This is a genomic window from Streptomyces sp. NPDC001135 (assembly GCF_053598395.1).
The window spans coordinates 488,914-505,894 of the sequence record NZ_JBSFKD010000001.1; the positions used below are offsets into that span (position 1 = coordinate 488,914).

General features: G+C 72.1%; 12 protein-coding genes, 1 tRNA gene and 1 pseudogene. 4 read left to right on the forward strand and 10 right to left on the reverse strand.

From position 1 onward, the window contains the following. Nucleotides 1-26 precede the first annotated feature (26 nt). The 5 genes and pseudogenes from ACWC94_RS02415 to ACWC94_RS02435 form a co-directional block, all read right to left on the reverse strand. The gene (locus ACWC94_RS02415) at nucleotides 27-620 is read right to left on the reverse strand and encodes a 50S ribosomal protein L25/general stress protein Ctc (RefSeq protein ID WP_450794471.1); all 594 of its coding nucleotides are present in this window, start codon (nucleotides 618-620) and stop codon (nucleotides 27-29) included. A gap of 209 nt (nucleotides 621-829) precedes the next feature. Continuing rightward, nucleotides 830-1,810, reverse strand: coding sequence for a ribose-phosphate diphosphokinase (locus tag ACWC94_RS02420; RefSeq protein WP_450794472.1), 981 nt, complete (start codon nucleotides 1,808-1,810; stop codon nucleotides 830-832). A 153-nt stretch (nucleotides 1,811-1,963) separates the two neighbouring features. After that, nucleotides 1,964-3,412 carry a bifunctional UDP-N-acetylglucosamine diphosphorylase/glucosamine-1-phosphate N-acetyltransferase GlmU gene (glmU, locus tag ACWC94_RS02425; protein ID WP_450794473.1) on the reverse strand — a complete coding sequence of 483 codons (1,449 nt, stop codon included), beginning with the start codon at nucleotides 3,410-3,412 and terminating at the stop codon, nucleotides 1,964-1,966. A 130-nt stretch (nucleotides 3,413-3,542) separates the two neighbouring features. After that, nucleotides 3,543-3,617 (reverse strand) — tRNA-Gln (locus tag ACWC94_RS02430). 68 nt (nucleotides 3,618-3,685) lie between these two features. Then, nucleotides 3,686-4,500: pseudogene (locus tag ACWC94_RS02435) on the reverse strand (helix-turn-helix domain-containing protein). Nucleotides 4,501-4,666: 166 nt separating this feature from the next. On the opposite strand from ACWC94_RS02435, the gene ACWC94_RS02440 reads away from it, so the two are divergent. Further along, entirely contained in the window at nucleotides 4,667-5,968 is a 1,302-nt protein-coding gene (locus ACWC94_RS02440; RefSeq protein ID WP_450794474.1) for a sensor histidine kinase, read from the forward strand. A gap of 27 nt (nucleotides 5,969-5,995) precedes the next feature. On the opposite strand, the gene ACWC94_RS02445 is transcribed toward ACWC94_RS02440, so the two are convergent. Together ACWC94_RS02445 and ACWC94_RS02450 are read right to left on the reverse strand one after the other, a co-directional pair. Continuing rightward, nucleotides 5,996-6,529 carry an SUKH-3 domain-containing protein gene (locus ACWC94_RS02445; RefSeq protein WP_450794476.1) on the reverse strand — a complete coding sequence of 178 codons (534 nt, stop codon included), beginning with the start codon at nucleotides 6,527-6,529 and terminating at the stop codon, nucleotides 5,996-5,998. Between the two features lie 111 nt (nucleotides 6,530-6,640). Then, nucleotides 6,641-7,156 (reverse strand): YwqJ-related putative deaminase, encoded by a 516-nt coding sequence (locus ACWC94_RS02450; RefSeq protein ID WP_450794477.1) that lies wholly within the window; start codon nucleotides 7,154-7,156, stop codon nucleotides 6,641-6,643. A gap of 275 nt (nucleotides 7,157-7,431) precedes the next feature. On the opposite strand from ACWC94_RS02450, the gene ACWC94_RS02455 reads away from it, so the two are divergent. The 3 genes from ACWC94_RS02455 to ACWC94_RS02465 all read left to right on the forward strand — a co-directional run bounded on the left by ACWC94_RS02455 (nucleotide 7,432) and on the right by ACWC94_RS02465 (nucleotide 12,821). Continuing rightward, nucleotides 7,432-8,472 (forward strand): SMI1/KNR4 family protein, encoded by a 1,041-nt coding sequence (locus ACWC94_RS02455; RefSeq protein WP_450794478.1) that lies wholly within the window; start codon nucleotides 7,432-7,434, stop codon nucleotides 8,470-8,472. A 10-nt stretch (nucleotides 8,473-8,482) separates the two neighbouring features. Continuing rightward, nucleotides 8,483-11,659 (forward strand): SUKH-4 family immunity protein, encoded by a 3,177-nt coding sequence (locus ACWC94_RS02460; RefSeq protein WP_450794479.1) that lies wholly within the window; start codon nucleotides 8,483-8,485, stop codon nucleotides 11,657-11,659. Between the two features lie 274 nt (nucleotides 11,660-11,933). Then, nucleotides 11,934-12,821, forward strand: coding sequence for a cellulose-binding protein (locus ACWC94_RS02465; protein ID WP_450794480.1), 888 nt, complete (start codon nucleotides 11,934-11,936; stop codon nucleotides 12,819-12,821). A gap of 86 nt (nucleotides 12,822-12,907) precedes the next feature. Here the strand turns inward: ACWC94_RS02465 and ACWC94_RS02470 are convergent, their stop codons facing one another. The 3 genes from ACWC94_RS02470 to ACWC94_RS02480 form a co-directional block, all read right to left on the reverse strand. Beyond that, nucleotides 12,908-14,554: a sodium/solute symporter gene (locus ACWC94_RS02470; protein ID WP_450794481.1), complete on the reverse strand. Its 1,647-nt coding sequence runs from the start codon at nucleotides 14,552-14,554 to the stop codon at nucleotides 12,908-12,910. Beyond that, nucleotides 14,551-15,072 (reverse strand): DUF485 domain-containing protein, encoded by a 522-nt coding sequence (locus tag ACWC94_RS02475; RefSeq protein ID WP_450794482.1) that lies wholly within the window; start codon nucleotides 15,070-15,072, stop codon nucleotides 14,551-14,553. The genes ACWC94_RS02470 and ACWC94_RS02475 overlap by 4 nt, the downstream gene beginning before the upstream one ends. Nucleotides 15,073-15,265: 193 nt before the next feature. Continuing rightward, on the reverse strand, nucleotides 15,266-16,813 hold the full coding sequence (locus tag ACWC94_RS02480; protein WP_450794483.1) for an MFS transporter: 1,548 nt from the start codon (nucleotides 16,811-16,813) through the stop codon (nucleotides 15,266-15,268). Nucleotides 16,814-16,981 lie beyond the last annotated feature (168 nt).

The window sequence follows — 16,981 nt, forward strand, 5'->3', positions numbered from 1 at the left end:
TGAACAGATGATGACGACGGCGAGGATCAGGCCTCGGCCGCCTCCTCGCCCGCGGCGGCCTCACCCTCGGTCTCCTCGGCCTGCGCGGCCAGGACCTGCAGGACGACCGCGTCCTCCTCGACGGCCAGGGTCACACCGCTGGGCAGGGTGATGTCCTTGGCGTGGACGGAGGCACCGGCCTCCAGGCCCTCGACGGAGACCGTGACGGCCTCGGGGATGTGCGTGGCCTCGGCCTCGACCGGCAGCGCGTTCAGGACGTGCTCCAGCAGGTTGCCACCCGGGGCCAGCTCGCCCTCGGCGTGCACCGGAACCTCGACCGTGACCTTCTCGCCACGCTTGACCAGCAGCAGGTCGACGTGCTCCAGGAAGCCCTTCAGCGGGTCGCGCTGCACGGCCTTCGGGATCGCCAGCTCGTTGGTCTTGCCGTCGATGTCCAGGGAGATCAGGACGTTCGGCGTACGCAGCGCCAGCAGCAGGTCGTGACCCGGCAGGGTCAGGTGCACCGGCTCGGTGCCGTGGCCGTACAGAACGACCGGAACCTTGTTGTCACGGCGGATGCGACGGGCCGCACCCTTGCCGAACTCGGTACGGGTCTCAGCGGCGAGCTTCACCTCGGACATAGGGATCACTCCTCGTAGAACTCGGAACGGACGTGGTCACCCGGCCACGAACGGCCTGCTACGAAGAGCGCGTCGATAACGGACCGCCGGCCCCGTCCCGAAGAACGAGTACGGCCTCCCTCGCCGAGCAACTCGAGCAGTCTACTCGGAGGGGGAGGCCACACCCAAAAGGATCAACGGCTAACGCCGGCGACGGACGTGCAGAAACCTCACTGCTCGTCGAAGAGGCTGGTCACCGATCCGTCCTCGAACACCTCACGCACCGCACTCGCGATCGTCGGAGCGATCGACAACACCGTGATCTTGTCCAGGTCCCGGCCCAGCTCCGCCGGCGTCGGCAGCGTGTTGGTGAACACGAACTCACTCACCCGCGAGTTCTTCAGCCGGTCCGCGGCCGGACCCGACAGCACACCGTGCGTCGCCGTCACGATCACGTCCTCGGCCCCGTGCGCGAACAGCGCGTCGGCAGCCGCGCAGATCGTCCCACCCGTGTCGATCATGTCGTCGACCAGGACGCACACCCGGCCCTTGACCTCACCCACGACCTCGTGGACCGTCACCTGGTTCGCCACGTCCTTGTCACGCCGCTTGTGCACGATCGCCAGCGGCGCACCGAGCCGGTCGCACCACCGGTCCGCCACCCGCACCCGGCCCGCGTCCGGCGACACGACCGTCAGCTTGTTCCGGTCCACCTTGTCGCCCACGTAGTCCGCCAGCAGCGGCAGTGCGAACAGGTGATCCACCGGACCGTCGAAGAAGCCCTGGATCTGGTCCGTGTGCAGATCCACCGTCAGGAGCCGGTCCGCACCCGCCGTCTTCATCAGATCAGCGATCAGACGCGCCGAAATGGGTTCACGACCCCGGTGCTTCTTGTCCTGCCGCGCGTAACCGTAGAACGGCACGATCACCGTGATGGAACGGGCCGACGCACGCTTCAGCGCGTCGATCATGATCAGCTGCTCCATGATCCACTGGTTGATCGGAGCCGTGTGGCTCTGGATCACGAAGCAGTCCGCACCACGCGCCGACTCCTGGTAACGGACGTAGATCTCACCGTTCGCGAAGTCGAAGGCCTTCGTCGGGACGACCCCGACACCCAGCTGCTGGGCGACCTCCTCCGCAAGCTCGGGGTGGGCGCGGCCGGAGAAGAACATCAACTTCTTCTCGCCGGTCGTCTTGATCCCGGTCACAGCACTGTCTCCTCAGAGGTTGTCTCAGCCAGCCGGCTGCTCGGCGACCTCTCGGCTGGGCATGAGAGGCCGTATCAGCTGGTAAGGGTGCGGGTGCACGCGTGCGGATGTGCACTTATCACGGTACGCCGACTTTGCCGCACCCGTTTCCCGTCAGCCCTCGCCCTCGCCCGCCCGGGACGCCGCCTCGGCCGCCTTCGCCGCCGCGCTCCCCGGACGCTTCCGCGCCACCCAACCCTCGATATTCCGCTGCTGACCACGGGCCACGGCCAGCGAACCGGGCGGCACATCCTTCGTGATCACGGACCCGGCAGCGGTGTAGGCACCGTCCCCGACCGTGACAGGAGCCACAAACATGTTGTCCGACCCCGTCTTGCAGTGCGACCCGACGGTCGTGTGGTGCTTGCTCTCACCGTCGTAGTTCACGAACACACTCGCCGCGCCGATGTTCGAGTACTCCCCGATCGTCGCGTCACCGACATACGACAGATGCGGCACCTTGGTGCCCTCACCGATCCTGGCGTTCTTCGTCTCGACGTAGGTCCCGATCTTGCCCTTGGCGCCCAGACGCGTGCCCGGCCGCAGATACGCGTACGGCCCCACACTCGCCTCCGGCCCCACGACAGCCCCGTCGGACACCGTGTTGTCCACCCGCGCCCCCGCACCGACCTGCGTGTCCTTCAGCCGGCTGTTCGGTCCCACCTCGGCACCCTCACCCACATGCGTCGACCCGGACAGCAGCGTGTTGGGAAGGACCACGGCGTCCCGCTCGAAGGTCACGGTCACCTCCACCCAGGTCGAGGCGGGATCGACCACGGTGACCCCGTCCAGCATCGCGGCGGTCAGCAACCGGTCGTTGAGGATCCGGCGCGCCTCGGCCAGCTGCACCCGGTTGTTGATCCCGGCGATCTCCCGGTGATCGGCCGCCACACAGGCGCCGACGCGGTGACCGGCCTCGCGGAGGATGCCGAGGACGTCGGTCAGGTACTCCTCACCCTGGCTGTTGTCCTTGCGGACCTTCTTCAGCGCGTCCGCCAGCAACTGCCCGTCGAACGCGAACACCCCGCTGTTGATCTCCCGGATCACCCGCTGGACGTCGGTCGCGTCCTTGTGCTCCACGATGGCCGTCACGGCACCGGTCGCCTCGTCCCGCACGATCCGGCCGTACCCGGTCGCGTCCGGCACCTCGGCCGTCAGCACGGTCACCGCGTTGCCGTCGGCGGCGTGCGCCCCGGCGAGCTGCTTGAGCGTGTCGGCGGTGAGCAGCGGCGTGTCCCCGCAGACGACCACCACGGTCCCGTCGACGGCCCCGCCCAGCTCCTCCAGACCCATGCGCACGGCGTGCCCGGTCCCGTTCTGCTCCGCCTGTACGGCGGTCCGGGTGGCCGGGTCGATCTCGTTCAGATGCGCGGTGACCTGCTCACGGGCATGCCCCACGACGACCACGAGATTCTGCGGGTCCAACTCACGGGCGGCGGCCAGCACATGGCCCACGAGGGAACGGCCGCAGATCTCGTGCAGGACCTTCGGTGTGGCCGACTTCATACGGGTGCCCTCACCCGCTGCGAGAACGACGACGGCTGCCGGGCGAATGGCGCTCACGGGGTTGCCCTTCGGCTGTGGGTGAGTGGGGGTGACAGCCGCAGGATACCGGGGGGACATGTGGCGGACATGAGAGCGGGCCCTGACGGGCTTTCGCCGGGCAGGACCCGAACTCAGGGTTTGTGTGCTGTGGCTCCCCTGCCAGGACTCGAACCTGGAACAAATCATCCAAAGTGACCCGTGTTGCCGATTACACCACAGGGGAGTGCATATGCGTCCTAAACGGACATTTGATCAGCCCGCTGAGGTCGCGGCACCTACTATGCCGCACCATCAGCCTTCGATGCGACGGTACAGATCCGCTCCCTGTCGCACTTTGATTCCGAGGCACCCCCGATAGGTGGCGCCGGTGTTCTTGCGCACGGTCGCGGGGTTGTGTTTCTTGAGGATGGTCTTGCCGAGCAGCGCCCTGTCGATGCCGACCAGGTCGGCCCAGTAGCGCTCGGCGGCGTCGACATCTGCGGTTTCATGGATCATGACCCGGCAGTGCAGGCGCTCGCGTCCCACGTCCAGCAGGTCCAGCCAGGCGAGGAAGACCGAGATCATCCCTGGGTCGCTGTTGACGAACTCGACGCTCTCGCGGCGAGCGTGCGGCTTGTCCTTCGTCCCCTCGGCCCAGTACAAGGCGACGCCCGTGATGAAGAGCTCCCGATCCGCGAGGGTGCCGATCATTGCTGCCGCTGCCTGCTTGGTCGCGGTCCGCTCGCGGTCCTGTGAGGCCCGCAGCCTTGCCAACCCGGCGTTCATGCGTGCCCGCTGTTCCTCGGGGGTGCACTTGGGTTCGGGGTGCGGTAGATCGCGCACCCAGAGTGAGACCGAACTCTTGGAGCAACCGAGTTCCGCCTGGATCTCGCTGTAAGTCCAGCCCTGGAGTCGTAGCTCCCGTGCCCTCGCCCGCAGGTCGTCCTTGGCTCGAGGCCGCTTCGTCCACTCCGGTGGGGGCTCCCCTTTCACCAGCTGGTTGAGGATGTTTTGAAGATCTTCAGCTCGTCGCGGATCTGCCGGAGGCTGTAGCCCGCCCGGCGCAGGGCGACCGCCCGGTCCCGCGGGCTCTCGAAGTCGGCGTACTTGCCCGGTGGGTGTGTCATACCCGTACCGTCCGGGCGGAATGACTCCTTCCGGCGTCGAACGAGAACGGTTCACCAGTTCGCGGGATATCAGTGGGTCTCGAGGTCGTTCGGTTACGGAGTGTGGTGTGTGGTGGTAAGGGAAAGTCACCGGAAAAGGCCTGGCTGCCGCCCGTAGGCTGGACGTATGACCGTGACGGGGGAAGAGCATGCCAAGGGCCTGACCGGCCCGTGGTGGTGGGCCAGGTGGCGCAGTGCGGCGCTCGACGGGAGTCTTGCGCTGGTGTCGGCCGTGGAGTGCGCGGCTGAGGGGATTCCGTTCGCACGGGATGCGGGGATCCCGGTGGCGGTGGGGATCGTTTTCGGGGTGATCGCCGGGTCCGTGTTGCTCGTGCGGCGGAAGTGGCCGGTTGCGGTCGTGCTCGTCGCCATCGCGATCACGCCGGCGCAGATGGGGTTCCTGCTCGGCGTCGTCGGCCTGTACACCCTCGCCGCGTGTGAGCTGCCGCGGCGGATCATCGGGGCGCTGGCGGGGATGTCGCTGGTGGGGACGGCCGTCGTGACGTTCGTACGGGTGCGGCAGGACATGGCGCGGGGGGACCTGACGCTGGGTGACTGGTTCGTGCCGTTCGCGGCGGTGACGACGGCCTTGGGGCTGACGGCTCCCCCGGTGCTGCTGGGGCTGTACGTGGGGGCGCGGCGGCGGTTGATGGAGAGCTTGCGGGAGCGGGCGGATTCGCTGGAGCGGGAGCTCCAGTTGCTCGCGGAGCGGGCGGGGGAGCGGGCCGAGTGGGCCAGGAACGAGGAGCGGACGCGGATCGCGCGGGAGATGCATGACGTGGTGGCGCACCGGGTGAGCCTCATGGTCGTGCATGCCGCCGCGCTTCAGGCGGTGGCGCGGAAGGATCCCGAGAAGGCCGCGAAGAACGCGGCGCTGGTGGGGGACATGGGGCGGCAGGCGTTGACGGAGTTGCGGGAGATGCTCGGGGTGTTGCGGTCGGGGGAGGACGTGGGCCGACGGGTGCGCGAGGTGCCGTTGGCGGGGGTGGGGGAGGCGGCTGCCGCCGCGGCTTCGGATGTGGTGGTCGAGGACGGGCCGTGTCTGTCGGAGCTGGAGGAGCTGATCGGGCAGTCGTCGGCGGCGGGGATGGTCGTGGACCTGTCGGTGGAGGGGGCGGTGCGGTCGTATGCGGCTCAGGTGGAGCAGACGGCGTACCGGGTGGTGCAGGAGGCGTTGACCAACGTCCACAAGCATGCGGGGGGCGCGAAGACGCATGTGCGGCTGGCGCATCGGGTGTCGGAGATCGCGATGCAGGTGGAGAACGAGCCGCCGCCGGAGCCGGGGTCGGCGTCGGCGGCGGGGTTGCCGTCGGGCGGGAACGGTCTGGTGGGGATGCGGGAGCGGGTCGTGGCGCTGGGCGGGGTGTTTGTGTCGGGGCCGACGGATGCGGGGGGCTTCCGGGTGTCGGCGGTGATTCCGGCGGTGTGAGTACCGCGGCGGTGGGGGTCCGGTGGCTCAGCCGGCGGTGAGGCGTACCGGTTCGATGCCGGTGACGAGGGTGGCGAGGGCGTGGTCGATGTCGGGGCCGACGTACCAGTCGCCGGTGTGGTCGAGGGTGTAGACGCGGCCTTCGGTGTCGATGGCGAGGGTGGCGGCGGTGTCGGTTTCTTCGCCGAGGGGGCAGAGTTCGGTGCCGAGGGCGCGGCCGAGGTCGCCGAGGGTGCGGGCGTGGTGGAGGCCGTGGAGGGGGTCGAGGTGGAGGGTGGCGGGGGCGATCTGGCGGCCGGGGCCGTTGGGGGTGATGGTGAGTCCGCCGAATTCGGCCCAGGCTTCGACGGCGGCGGGGAAGACGGTGTGCCGGTGTCCGGCGGGCGAGGTGTGGTCACGGAGGGCGTCGGCCCAGATCTCGGCCTGCTTTATGTCCCAGCGTCCGGGTTGCCAGCCGGCGGCGCGCAGGGCGGCGTCGACGAGTACGGGGAAGCGGGCCGGGGTGGTGCCGTGCTCGTGGCGGGTGGCGGGCTTGGGGGTGGTGGCGTGTTCGGGGTGCATCTGCCCTTCAGTCGTCTCGTGCGTCGTGCGTCGTGCGTTCCGCGTCCCGCGTTGTGCGGGGTGCGTCGTGTCGGCGGTGGGGTGTGGTGGTACTGGGGTTGACGGTGGTGGTCAGCCGTCGGTTGCCGTGGGGTCGACGATGCGGACGCCGAAGTGGGCGCTGAGGGCGGTGCAGGCGCGGCAGGGGGTGGCGAAGCTGCCGTGGAGGGGGTCGCCGTCCTCGCGTATGCGGCGGGCGGTGAGTTTGGCGTGTTTGAGTGCTTTGCGCGCTTCGCTGTTGGTCATGGGTTTGCGGGCGGCGCGTTTGCTGCGGGTGGCGTCGGCGGCGGTGATGTGCCGGGAGATGAGGATGGTCTCGGCGCAGCGGCCGGTGAAGCGGTCGCGTTCACTGCTGGTGAGGGCGTCGAGGAAGTCCTGGACGAGGGGGTGCAGGGCGGGGGGCTGGTCGCTGCGGGCGGCGGTGCCGGTGAGGGTGGCGCCGCGGACGGAGAGGGCGGCGGCGACGGTGGGCAGGATGCCGTCGCGGCGGTGGCGGAGGGTGGGGGCGGGGGGTGTGTCGGTGCCGCTCCAGTCGATGCGTGGGTCGCCGGCCCGCACGTCGGTACCTCCGGTGCGCAAGGTGTTCATGATCGTTTTCCCCTCCCCGGGTGTGCCCCGGCTTCCCCCGAAGGACACAGGGTGCCAAATGCCGTGGCGGGTGCGGAAGCTGGGGCGGCGCGACACGCCCGGGCCGGGCGTGGGTGGTCACGGTGGGGTGACGGCTGGTCACGGAAGCGGGAGGGCCGGTTTCCCCGGGGACGCGGTGGGCCGGTGACCGGGGTTCGTGTACCGCATAGGCTGTCGCCGTTCGCGATCGACACCGCCGATTGAGGCCAGAGAGAACGCCGCAGGGGGCTACCGCCATGACGACAGGTCGGCTCGGGCTGGGGACACCGCCCAGCGGCCAGGCCGGGGGACAAGCCGTGCCGCCGAACGCGGCCTACGCCGGACAGGTCGTGCATTTCCCGGATCCGGTGCGGGCGGCGCGTCACCCGAGAGGGGTACGGGTCGATGAGCGTGGTTACCCGGATTTCGCTCCGTACGCGCGTGTGGCGGTGGAGATCGCCGAGCCGCCGGAGGGTTTCGGCGTCGACGAGTTGCGGCTGACGGACTATGTGTCGGCGAACGCGGCGCTGGCGGCGGAGCGGCACGAGTTGTGGGACACGGTGCCTGATGTGGCGACGCCGCACGGCTGGACGTGGCATCACGTGGTGGGGACGCGGCGGCTGGAGCTGGTTCCGGTCGAGGTGAAGGCGTTGTTGCGGCATCACGGTGGGGTGGCGACGGCGTCGGTGGATCACGGTAAGCGGGGGACGCGGCCGTTGCAGGAGACGCGGCCGGCGCACTTCGGGCTGCCGAAGTCGGGTGTGGCGGTGGCGGAGGCGCAGGTGCAGGGCGTCGAGGAGGACCTCGGGTACCGGCTTCCGGGCGCGTACCGCTCGTTCTTGAAGGCGGCCGGCGGGTGCGCGCCGGTGGGTACGGCGCTGGACGCCGAGTTGGGCCTGCTGCTGGACCAGCCGTTCTTCACGGTGCGGGACGAGGCGGCGGTCAACGACCTGGTGTACATGAACAAGTGCCTGCGCGACCATCTGACGAAGGATTACCTCGGGGTGGCGTTCGTGCAGGGTGGGTTGCTCGCGGTGAAGGTGAAGGGCGAGCGGCCCGGTTCGGTGTGGTTCTGCGCGTACGACGACGTGCGTGATGTGGATCCGTCGTGGTCGCCGGCGGAGCGGGTGGAGCGTCTGCTGCTGCCGTGCGGTGACGATTTCGATGCCTTCCTGTCGCGGCTGGCGGGCAGTCCGCCCGAGTTGGAGACGGTGGCGAATCTGATGGTCGACGGCGGTTTCGCCCGTGTCGTTCCGGTGTCCTCCGGTGCGGCGTCGTCCGGCCCGGTGGGAGAGTGAGTTCCAGGCGATGGTGACCTACGCGCAGGCGCAGGAGCGCGCCGAGGAGTGGATCAACGGTGACGTGCCCGCGTACCAGCATCGTGAGGTGCGGGTGCGGGAGTTCGAACTGGGTTTCGTGGTGTGGGGCGAGGACCGGGCGGAGGGGCCGCGGTCGGACGCGGGTGCGCAGCGGCTGGTGATCGCCCGGGACAGCGGGGAGGCCACGTTGTGGCCGGCGCTGCCGGTGGGTGAGGTGATCCGCCGGTACGAGGAGGAGTACGGCCGTGCCGATGAGCCGCGGGACGCGGTTCCGGCGCCGGCGGCTGCCCGGGTGGACCTCAATCAGACGTCGTTCCTGCTGACTCCTCCGGAGTGGCTGCAGGAGGCGGCGGACAAGCTGGGGCTGGGGGATCGGGGGGCTGAGGCCGGGGCCGGGGCTGCCGCGGCGTCCGGTGCCTCGGGTGCGGGTGCGGGTGCGGGTGCGGGTGCCGGTGCCGGTTCGGAGGCGTCCGGTGCCGGTGGCGGGGCTTCGTCCGGTGGGGCGGGGCTGGCGCAGACGCAGGCCGGGGTGCCGGCGGGGGCTTCCGGGGTGTCCGGGGCGCCTGATGGGGCGCAGGGCGGGCCGGGTGCGCCGGGCGCGTCCGGTGTGCCCGGGGCGCCTGCTCCGCACGCCGCGCCTCCTGCGGAGGTGCCGGTGGGGGCCACGCCCTGGGCCGGTACCGACACGAACGCGGACCCCGGTGAGGACGACCGCTCGGTGCCGTTGCCCGCGACGGTGTTCGCGCCGCCGCTGAGCGACCCCGGCGCCGAGGCTCCCCGGCCGCCGGTGAGCGCACCGGATGCGAAGACGGCGCTCATGTCGGGGGGCAGCCAGCTGCCGCCGACGGCGGTCGCCCCGGCGCTCGACCCTTCGAACACGCCGGGCGCGCAGGGCTTCCCGCCGGGCGCGCAGGGCTTCCCGCCGGGCGCGCAGGGTGGACCCTCCGCCCCTGCCGGTGGGCCCGGCGCGCCTGGCATCGTGCACACGCCGGGCGCGCCTGGTGCACCCGGGGCGCCCGCTGTTCCCGGTGCGCCGGGCGTTCCGCAGGGCAGTACGCCCCCGCCGCCGCCCGGCACACCGCCGTACGGTCATCCGCAGCCGCCGGCGGCTCCCGGGACGCCTGCGCCGGGCGTACCCGCGTACCCGCAGGCGCCCGGCACGCCGCTCCCGCCCCCTGCCGCTCCTGGTGCGCCGGGCGCCTTGCAGGGCAACACGCCCCCGCCACCGCCCCCGGGCGCCCCGACGTACGGCTATCCGCAGGGTCCCGGAGCCCCGCAGGCTGCTCCTGGTTACGGCTACCCGCAGGCGCCGGGTGGTGCGGCGGGCGCGCCGCAGGCTCCGGCCGACGCCGGTGCGTCCGCGCGGCATTTCGCGCCGAACGCCGGGGACATCGCGGATGCCGCGACGAGCAAGGCCGCGCCGCCGCCGAAGAAGGCGCGCGGCGGAGTGGGCACGCCCCCTCCGCCGCCGGGTGCTCCTGGCACGCCGGGCGCGCGCCCGGGGAGTGCGGCGACGCCGCCCGCGCCGGGTGCGCCTGCCGGTGCGTATATCCCGACGCAACTGGTGTCGGCCCTCGGGCCGGAGGGGCCCGAGGGCCAGGGGGGCGTGCCGGCCGGTCCGGGTGGCGCGGAAGGGGCGCAGGTGCCGGGCGCGCCTAATGCTCCGGGCGCACCCAATCCGCCTGCCGCCCCTCCGGGCAGCGTGCACCATGCGGCCACGATGCTGGCCGACCCCAGCCAGTTGGGCGGGGGCGCGCCCCAGCCGCCGGGTGCTCCGGGTGTCCCGGGTACGCCGGGCGCGCAGGGTGCTCCCGGCGCTCCGGGCATGCCCAATCCGCCCGGCGCTCCTGCGGCTCCGGGCGCCCCTGGCGTGCCGCCCGCGCCTGGCGCGCCGCACCCTCCGGGAGCCCCTGCGGGTCCCGGCGCCCCCGGCGCACCGCAGCCGCCGAGCGCGCCCGGCGCTCCGGGGGGCGGGCGTGGGGCCGTGCACCATGCGGAGACGGTGCTGGCGGCGCCGCCCGTGGCAGGTCCGGGCGCGCCCCCGCCGCCGCAGGCTCCCGGCGCACCCGGTGCGCCGGGAGCTCCCGGCATGCCTCCGGGGGCGCCGCAGCCGATGCCGCCGGGTGCGGTGCCGCCTCCGGGCGGGCCGGTTGCGGGGCAGCCGCCCGCGTACGGGTATCCGCAGCAGGGGCAGCCGACGGTCGGGCCCGGCTACCAGGCGGTGCTGCGCTACCGCGCGCAGGACGGTTCGGAGCAGCAGCTGATCCGGCGTTCGGCGCCGGGCACCCCGCACCCCGAGTGGCAGATCTTCCACGAGCTGCGTGCGATGAACGTGCCGCCGGACCAGGTGCTGGAGCTGCACACGGAGCTGGAGTCGTGCGCGCTGCCGGGCGCCTACTGTGCGCGGATGATCCGGGAGCAGTGGCCGCAGGCGCGGATCACCAGCATCGCGCCGTACGGCACGGACCATGCGAGCAGGCAGCAGGGTATGCAGCAGTTGCTGGCGCACCAGGGTGAGCTGCACCAGGTGGCGGACGGTCCCGCGCGGCCGGCGCCGGTGCGGGCGCCGCTGACGCCGGTGCAGGCCGTCCCGGCGATCCCGCCGGAGGGCATCGGGCAGGAACTGGCGGCGGTGTTCGGGCCGGGGGTCTTCCGGTTCGAGCAGCAGGCGGTGTCCCGGCAGGGGGTGCCGCCGGTCGTGGCGCACACGCTGGTGGTGGCCGGTCTGCCGATGGACATGGGCCCGTTCTTCTGGGCGCAGGCCCAGCCGGGCCGCCCGGTGCCCACGCTGGCGGAGCTGGCGGCCGAGCGCGGGGTGCAGCCGGCGGCGGACGCGGGCTCGTACCTCGTCATGGGCACCGACTTCGGCAAGGCGATCTGTGTGCAGTACGGGACGGCGAACATCGTGGCCGTGCCGGTCGAGGCGGGGCCGGGCGGGGCTCCGGTGCCGCCGCAGTTCGTGAACAGCGGGCTGCCGGAGTTCGCGCGCTGCCTGGCTCTGCTGGGCCGGATGTGGCGGCTGAGGTACGGACTGAACCAGGAGCAGGCGGGCCGCTGGACCGTCGACTTCCAGGCGCAGCTGGCCGCCCTCGACCCGGCGGCGCTGGGTTCGCCGGAGAGCTGGTGGTCGGTGCTGCTGGAGCAGATGTGGGACGGGCTGCTGTAGGGACGCCGGCCCGGCGCAAGCGCTGATCGTGCCCTTCACGCGTGCGTGAGGGGCACGACGCGTTTCTGGTCGTGTCCGTGGGCCGAACGGGTGGGGGCCGCCGTTCTCTCGCGCCGTCCCGGTGCGGCGGATTCACTGCACCCCGCGCGTGAATGGCGCGAGGGCGAGCGGGACGTGACCGCGGAGTGTCGCGTTATGAACGGTTACGTCCGATCCATCAAGATATGCGCGAAATCATTCTGTCGTGTATGTCCGGTGGAGAGGGGTTCCCAGGGTGAGCAGTGCATCGAAGTCGCCGCACGGCTTTGTGACCGTCCGGGGGCGCGGCTACCGCACCGACCAGGTCGACGCCTACATGGAGGCGTTGTCGTACGACCGCGACGCCGCGTGGGAACGTGCCGCGCGGCTGACCGTGCTCGCCAAGGACATGGAGGCGGAGGCCGCGCGGATGCGCGAGGTCGTCGCCCAGCTCCCGCCGCAGACGTACGAGGTGCTGGGAGGGCGCGCACGGCGCTTGTTCCAGCTCGTGCAGGAGGAGGCGGCAGACCTCCGCGAGCGCACGCGGCGTGAAGCAGAGCGGCAGGTCGCGCAGGCCGAAACACGCGCCGACAGCGCGCGCCGGAAGGCGCACGAAGCGGCGGACGCGCTGCGCACGCAAGCGGACGAACACGCCCGCCGGCGGCTCATCGCCGCGCGCGCCGAGGCCGACGGCATTCGTGTCAGGACGCGGCGCGAGGTGAGGAAAGGGCGCGGAGAGATGCTCGCCGCGTTGCGCGAGATGCGGCAGCGCACGACCGGGTTGGCCGCCCAGCTGTCCCGGGAGCAGGCCGAGCGGTGGGCCGAGGTCGAGCGCGAGGAGGCCGAGCGGATCGCCGCCCTGGATGCCCGGTACGCCGAGCGGATGAGCCGGGCCGAGGCCGCACTGGCCGACGCCGAGCGGGTCCTCGGCGAGGCCGAGGAGGTCGCGCGCCGCAGCCAGGAGGAGGCGTGCGCGCGTGCCGCCGACCTCATCGCCGAGGCGCGCCTGCACGAGGAACGCATCGCCCGGGAGACGGAACGGGTGCTGCGTGAGCACGGCGACGCCTGGGACGACGTACGGGCCCACATGGACGAGGCCCGCAGCAACCTGATCTCGCTGACGGGGAGAACGTCCCTGGAATAGCGACCCCGCCCACCGTCCCCGCGGCCGGCGCCGGGGTCGGGCGTGCCCTCCGGCGCGCCCCGGCCGGCACCCCGCTCGCCGCCCCGTCAGCCCCCCTCCCGCACCGCCCCCGCCAGGATTCGGCCCTCCACCGCCTCGTACTGGTGGCGTTGCTGTTCCGCCTCGGTGCGGTCGGAGAGCACCGTGCCGAGCCAGCCGAAGAAGAAGCCGGCCGGGATGGAGACGATGCCGGTGGTGGTGAACGGGAACCAGTTGAAGTCGGCGTGCGGGAAGGCCGAGACGGGTGAGCCGGAGACCAGGTTGGTGCCCGGCATCAGCAGCAGCACGGTCAGTGAGCCGCCGATCAGCGTGCTCAGCAGCCCGCTGCGGGTGTAGCGGCGCCAGAAGAGCCCGTAGACCAGGGCGGGTGCGATGGCCGAGGCGCCCAGGCAGAAGGAGAGCGTCACGAGGGGCTGCAGGCTGTGGTGCTGCACCAGGGTGGCCAGCAGGATCGTCGGAGCGCCTATGGCGAGCGCGGAGAAGCGGGCCAGGGCCATCTCGCGCCGGGCCGGCATCTCCTGCACGCGGGCCGCGAACACGTCGTGGGCGAGGGAGTTGGCGCAGGCGAGGATCATCCCGGCCACCGACGCGAGCAGGGTCAGGAAGATCGCCGTCGTGACCATGGTGAACAGGAAGGTCTCCGCCGTCGACACGTCCGCGCCGAACACCGCCCGCGAGCCCAGCAGATAGGCCGTGTTGCCCTGCGGGTCGGCCCCCGCGATCACGGCACGGCCGACCAGGGCCGTGGCGCCGAACCCCACCACCGTGATGATCAGCACGAACAGGGCGACGACCGACACCGCCCAGGACATCGAGCGGCGTACCTGGCGGGCACTGGAGGCGGTGTACATGCGCATGGTGATGTGCGGCAGGACGCCGCCGCCGAGCACGACCGTCAGCTCCGAGGCGATCATGTCGAGGCGGGACCTGCCCGAGGCGCCGAACTGCAGCCCCGAGTGCAGGAAGGCCGGTCCGGCGCCGCTCTGCCGCGAGGCCGCGGTGAACAGGGCGCCCGGGTCCCAGTCGAAGCGGTGCAGGACCAGTACGGCGACCACGGCGCCCGAACCGACCAGCATCACGATCTTCAGGATCTGGATGAGCGCGGTGCCCTTCATGCCGCCGATCGCCGCGTAGGCGATCATCAGGGCGCCGAGTCCCACGACGCATCCGGTCTTCAGCGACTCGTTGGTGAAGCCCAGGATGAACGCCATCAGCTGCCCGGTTCCGGCGAGTTGGACCAGCATCAGCGGCAGCAGGGCGGCGATCGTCACCGCGCAGGCCGTGATGCGGACACTGCGGCCCGGCAGCCGGCGGGCCAGCGCGTCGCCCATGGTGAACCGGCCGGCGTTGCGCAGCGGTTCGGCCAGCAGGAACATCAGCAGCATCAGCGACAGCGCGGTACTGAGGGCGAGGACGACGCCGTCGTAGCCGCACAGGGCGATCACTCCGCCGGTGCCGAGGACGGTGGCCGCGGAGATGTAGTCGCCGGCGATGGCGAGGCCGTTGCGCAGCGGCGACAGGGAGCCGTAGCCGGTGTAGAACTCGTCGAGGTCGTCCCGGTCGGGGCCGGTCATCACGCACAGCAGCAGGGTCACCGTGGCGACGGTGGAGAAGGCGACCAGGGACATGGCCTGGCCCGAGCCGCTGAAGCCGGTGAAGCCTCCCACGGCGGGGGAGCCGGCGGCGCCGGTCATCGGGTCGCTCCTCGGCGTGCGTCCAGCTCGGTCTCCTTGCGGATGCGGTCCGCGAGCGGATCGACGTGCCGGCGCGCGGTGTGTTCGTACAGGGCGATCGCCAGCCAGGTGACGGGGAGTTGGACCAGGGCGAGCAGCAGGCCGGCGGGGATGCCGTCGGCGAGCGTGCGCGTCATGACGTCGGGCGCGCACGCGGACAGGACCAGGAACAGCGTGAAGTACCCCAGCGCGGTGAGTGTGGCGGTGCGCCGCTGCCAGCGGTAGGCGCTGCGCAGCACCCGCAGGTCGCTGTGGTGGCCGAGGGGTTCGCGGGGCGGCCGGTGCCCCGGGCGGGACGGCTCGGGCGCCGCGGGCTGCCAGGGGTAGGTGTACGACGGCCGGGAGGGGGTGTACGACGGCTCGGAGGGGGCGTACGACGGCTGGGGTTGCGCGTACGGCGGCTGGGCGAACGGCGGTGGCGGCTGGGTGTACGGCGGCTGGGGCCGGGCGTACGGCGGGTGCGGCGGGTCGTAGGACATCCCGGGGCTCCTTGCGTGGCTCGGGTCCGTGGCGGCGGACCGCAGGGAGGTGGGGGGCGTGGGGTCACGCACGCTACTCGTGCGTTCCGGGCGGCGCGGCGTTTTCACCGAACTGGCCGGTCGGTATGCGCTTACTACGCGAAGACGTGTCCGACCTGGGCGTACCGCCCGGGTGAGCCGCCGGCCGGCCCGCTCACTCCTCGCGGACCGGGAACCGCCGCGGCGCCACCAGCAGCAGTACCAGGAAGGCCAGGGCCGCCGCGCCCGCCGCGCCGAGGTACACCGCGTGCACCGCGTCGGCGATCGCCCGCCGGGTCGCCTCCGGGGCCGTTCCGGCGTCCAACGCGCGCGTGACGGAGTCCAGGTCGCCCGCGCCGCCCAGCCGGGCGGCCAGCACCCCGTTGGCGACGGCGCCGAACAGTGACGCGCCCACGGTCTGTCCGGTCTGCCGGCAGAACAGCACCGACGCGGTCGTGGTGCCCCGCTCGGACCAGCCCACCGTCGACTGCACCCCGACGATCAGCGGCAGCTGGAACAGCCCGAGCGCACCGCCGAGCAGCAGCATCAGCAGCGCCGGCTGCCACCACGAGCCGGGGTAGGGCAGGAACGGGAACGCGCACAGGATCAGCGCGGCCAGGCCGATGCCGAGCAGCGCGGTGTCCCGGAAGCCGATGCGCCGGTAGACGTGCTGGCTGAACGCCGCCGACACCGGCCAGCTGAGCGTCCACACCGACAGCACGAACCCGGCGGCCACGGGCGCCAGTCCGAGCACCGACTGCGCGTACGTCGGCAGGAACACGCTCGGCGCCACCATCAGCAGGCCCAGCGCGCCGAGCGCCAGATTGACGGCCGCGATGGTCCGGCGCCGCCACACCCACCCGGGGATGATCGGCTGCGCGGCCCGCCGCTCCACCAGGACCACTCCACCGGCCAGCGCCAGGCCCGTGCCGAAGAGGGTCAGCGACGGCGCCGACAGCCACGGCCAGGCGACCCCGCCCTGCACCAGCGCGGTCAGCAGTACCCCGCCGCACGCGAACACCGCGAGCGCGCCGGCCCAGTCCACACGCGCGCGTGCCGTGCCGTCCGCGTCCTGCGGCTCCTCCCGCTCCGGCTCGTGCAGATGACGGACGATCAGCCAGAGGGCGGCGGCGCCGATCGGCAGGTTGACCAGGAAGATCCAGCGCCAGTCGGCGTATGCGGCGAACGCCCCGCCGAGGCCCGGTCCGGCCACCGCCGACACCGCCCACACCGTGGACAGCCTGGACTGGATCCTCGGGCGCTCCGCCAGTGGATACAGATCGGCGGCCAGCGTCTGCACCGTGCCCTGCAGGGCCCCGCCGCCCAGGCCCTGCACGATCCGGAACGCGATCAGCGCCGCCATGTTCCAGGCGCCCGCGCACAGCAGCGAGCCCAGCAGGAACACCGCCGCGCCGGCCACCAGCACCGGCTTGCGGCCGAAGGTGTCGGAGAGCTTGCCGTAGACGGGGAGCGTGACGGTCACGGCGAGCAGATAGCCGGAGAAGAGCCAGGAGAAGACGGAGAACCCGCCGAGGTCGCCGACGATCTGCGGTACGGCCGTGGAGACGATGGTGGCGTCCAGCGCGGCCAGCGCCATCGCCAGCATCAGCGCGGCGACCACCGCGCCCCGCCGGCGGGTCCCGGTGCCCTGTGCGGCTCCCTTGCGTATCGCGGGTGTCGTGCCTCCCACCGGCCGTCCCCTCTCCGTGCCCCTTGCATCCATCTCCGGTGGGCCAGCTTCCCATTGACCCTCACGCGACGGGAGGGTGCAGGCTGTTCGCGACCAAGGGTGGAGCCGACCCCGAGAGCGTCTCCACCCCGCGGTGGAGCACCCCTAGGGGTATCTCCGTACTACGGCTCGGGGAGCGTTCGTACCCCCGGAGGACGAGAT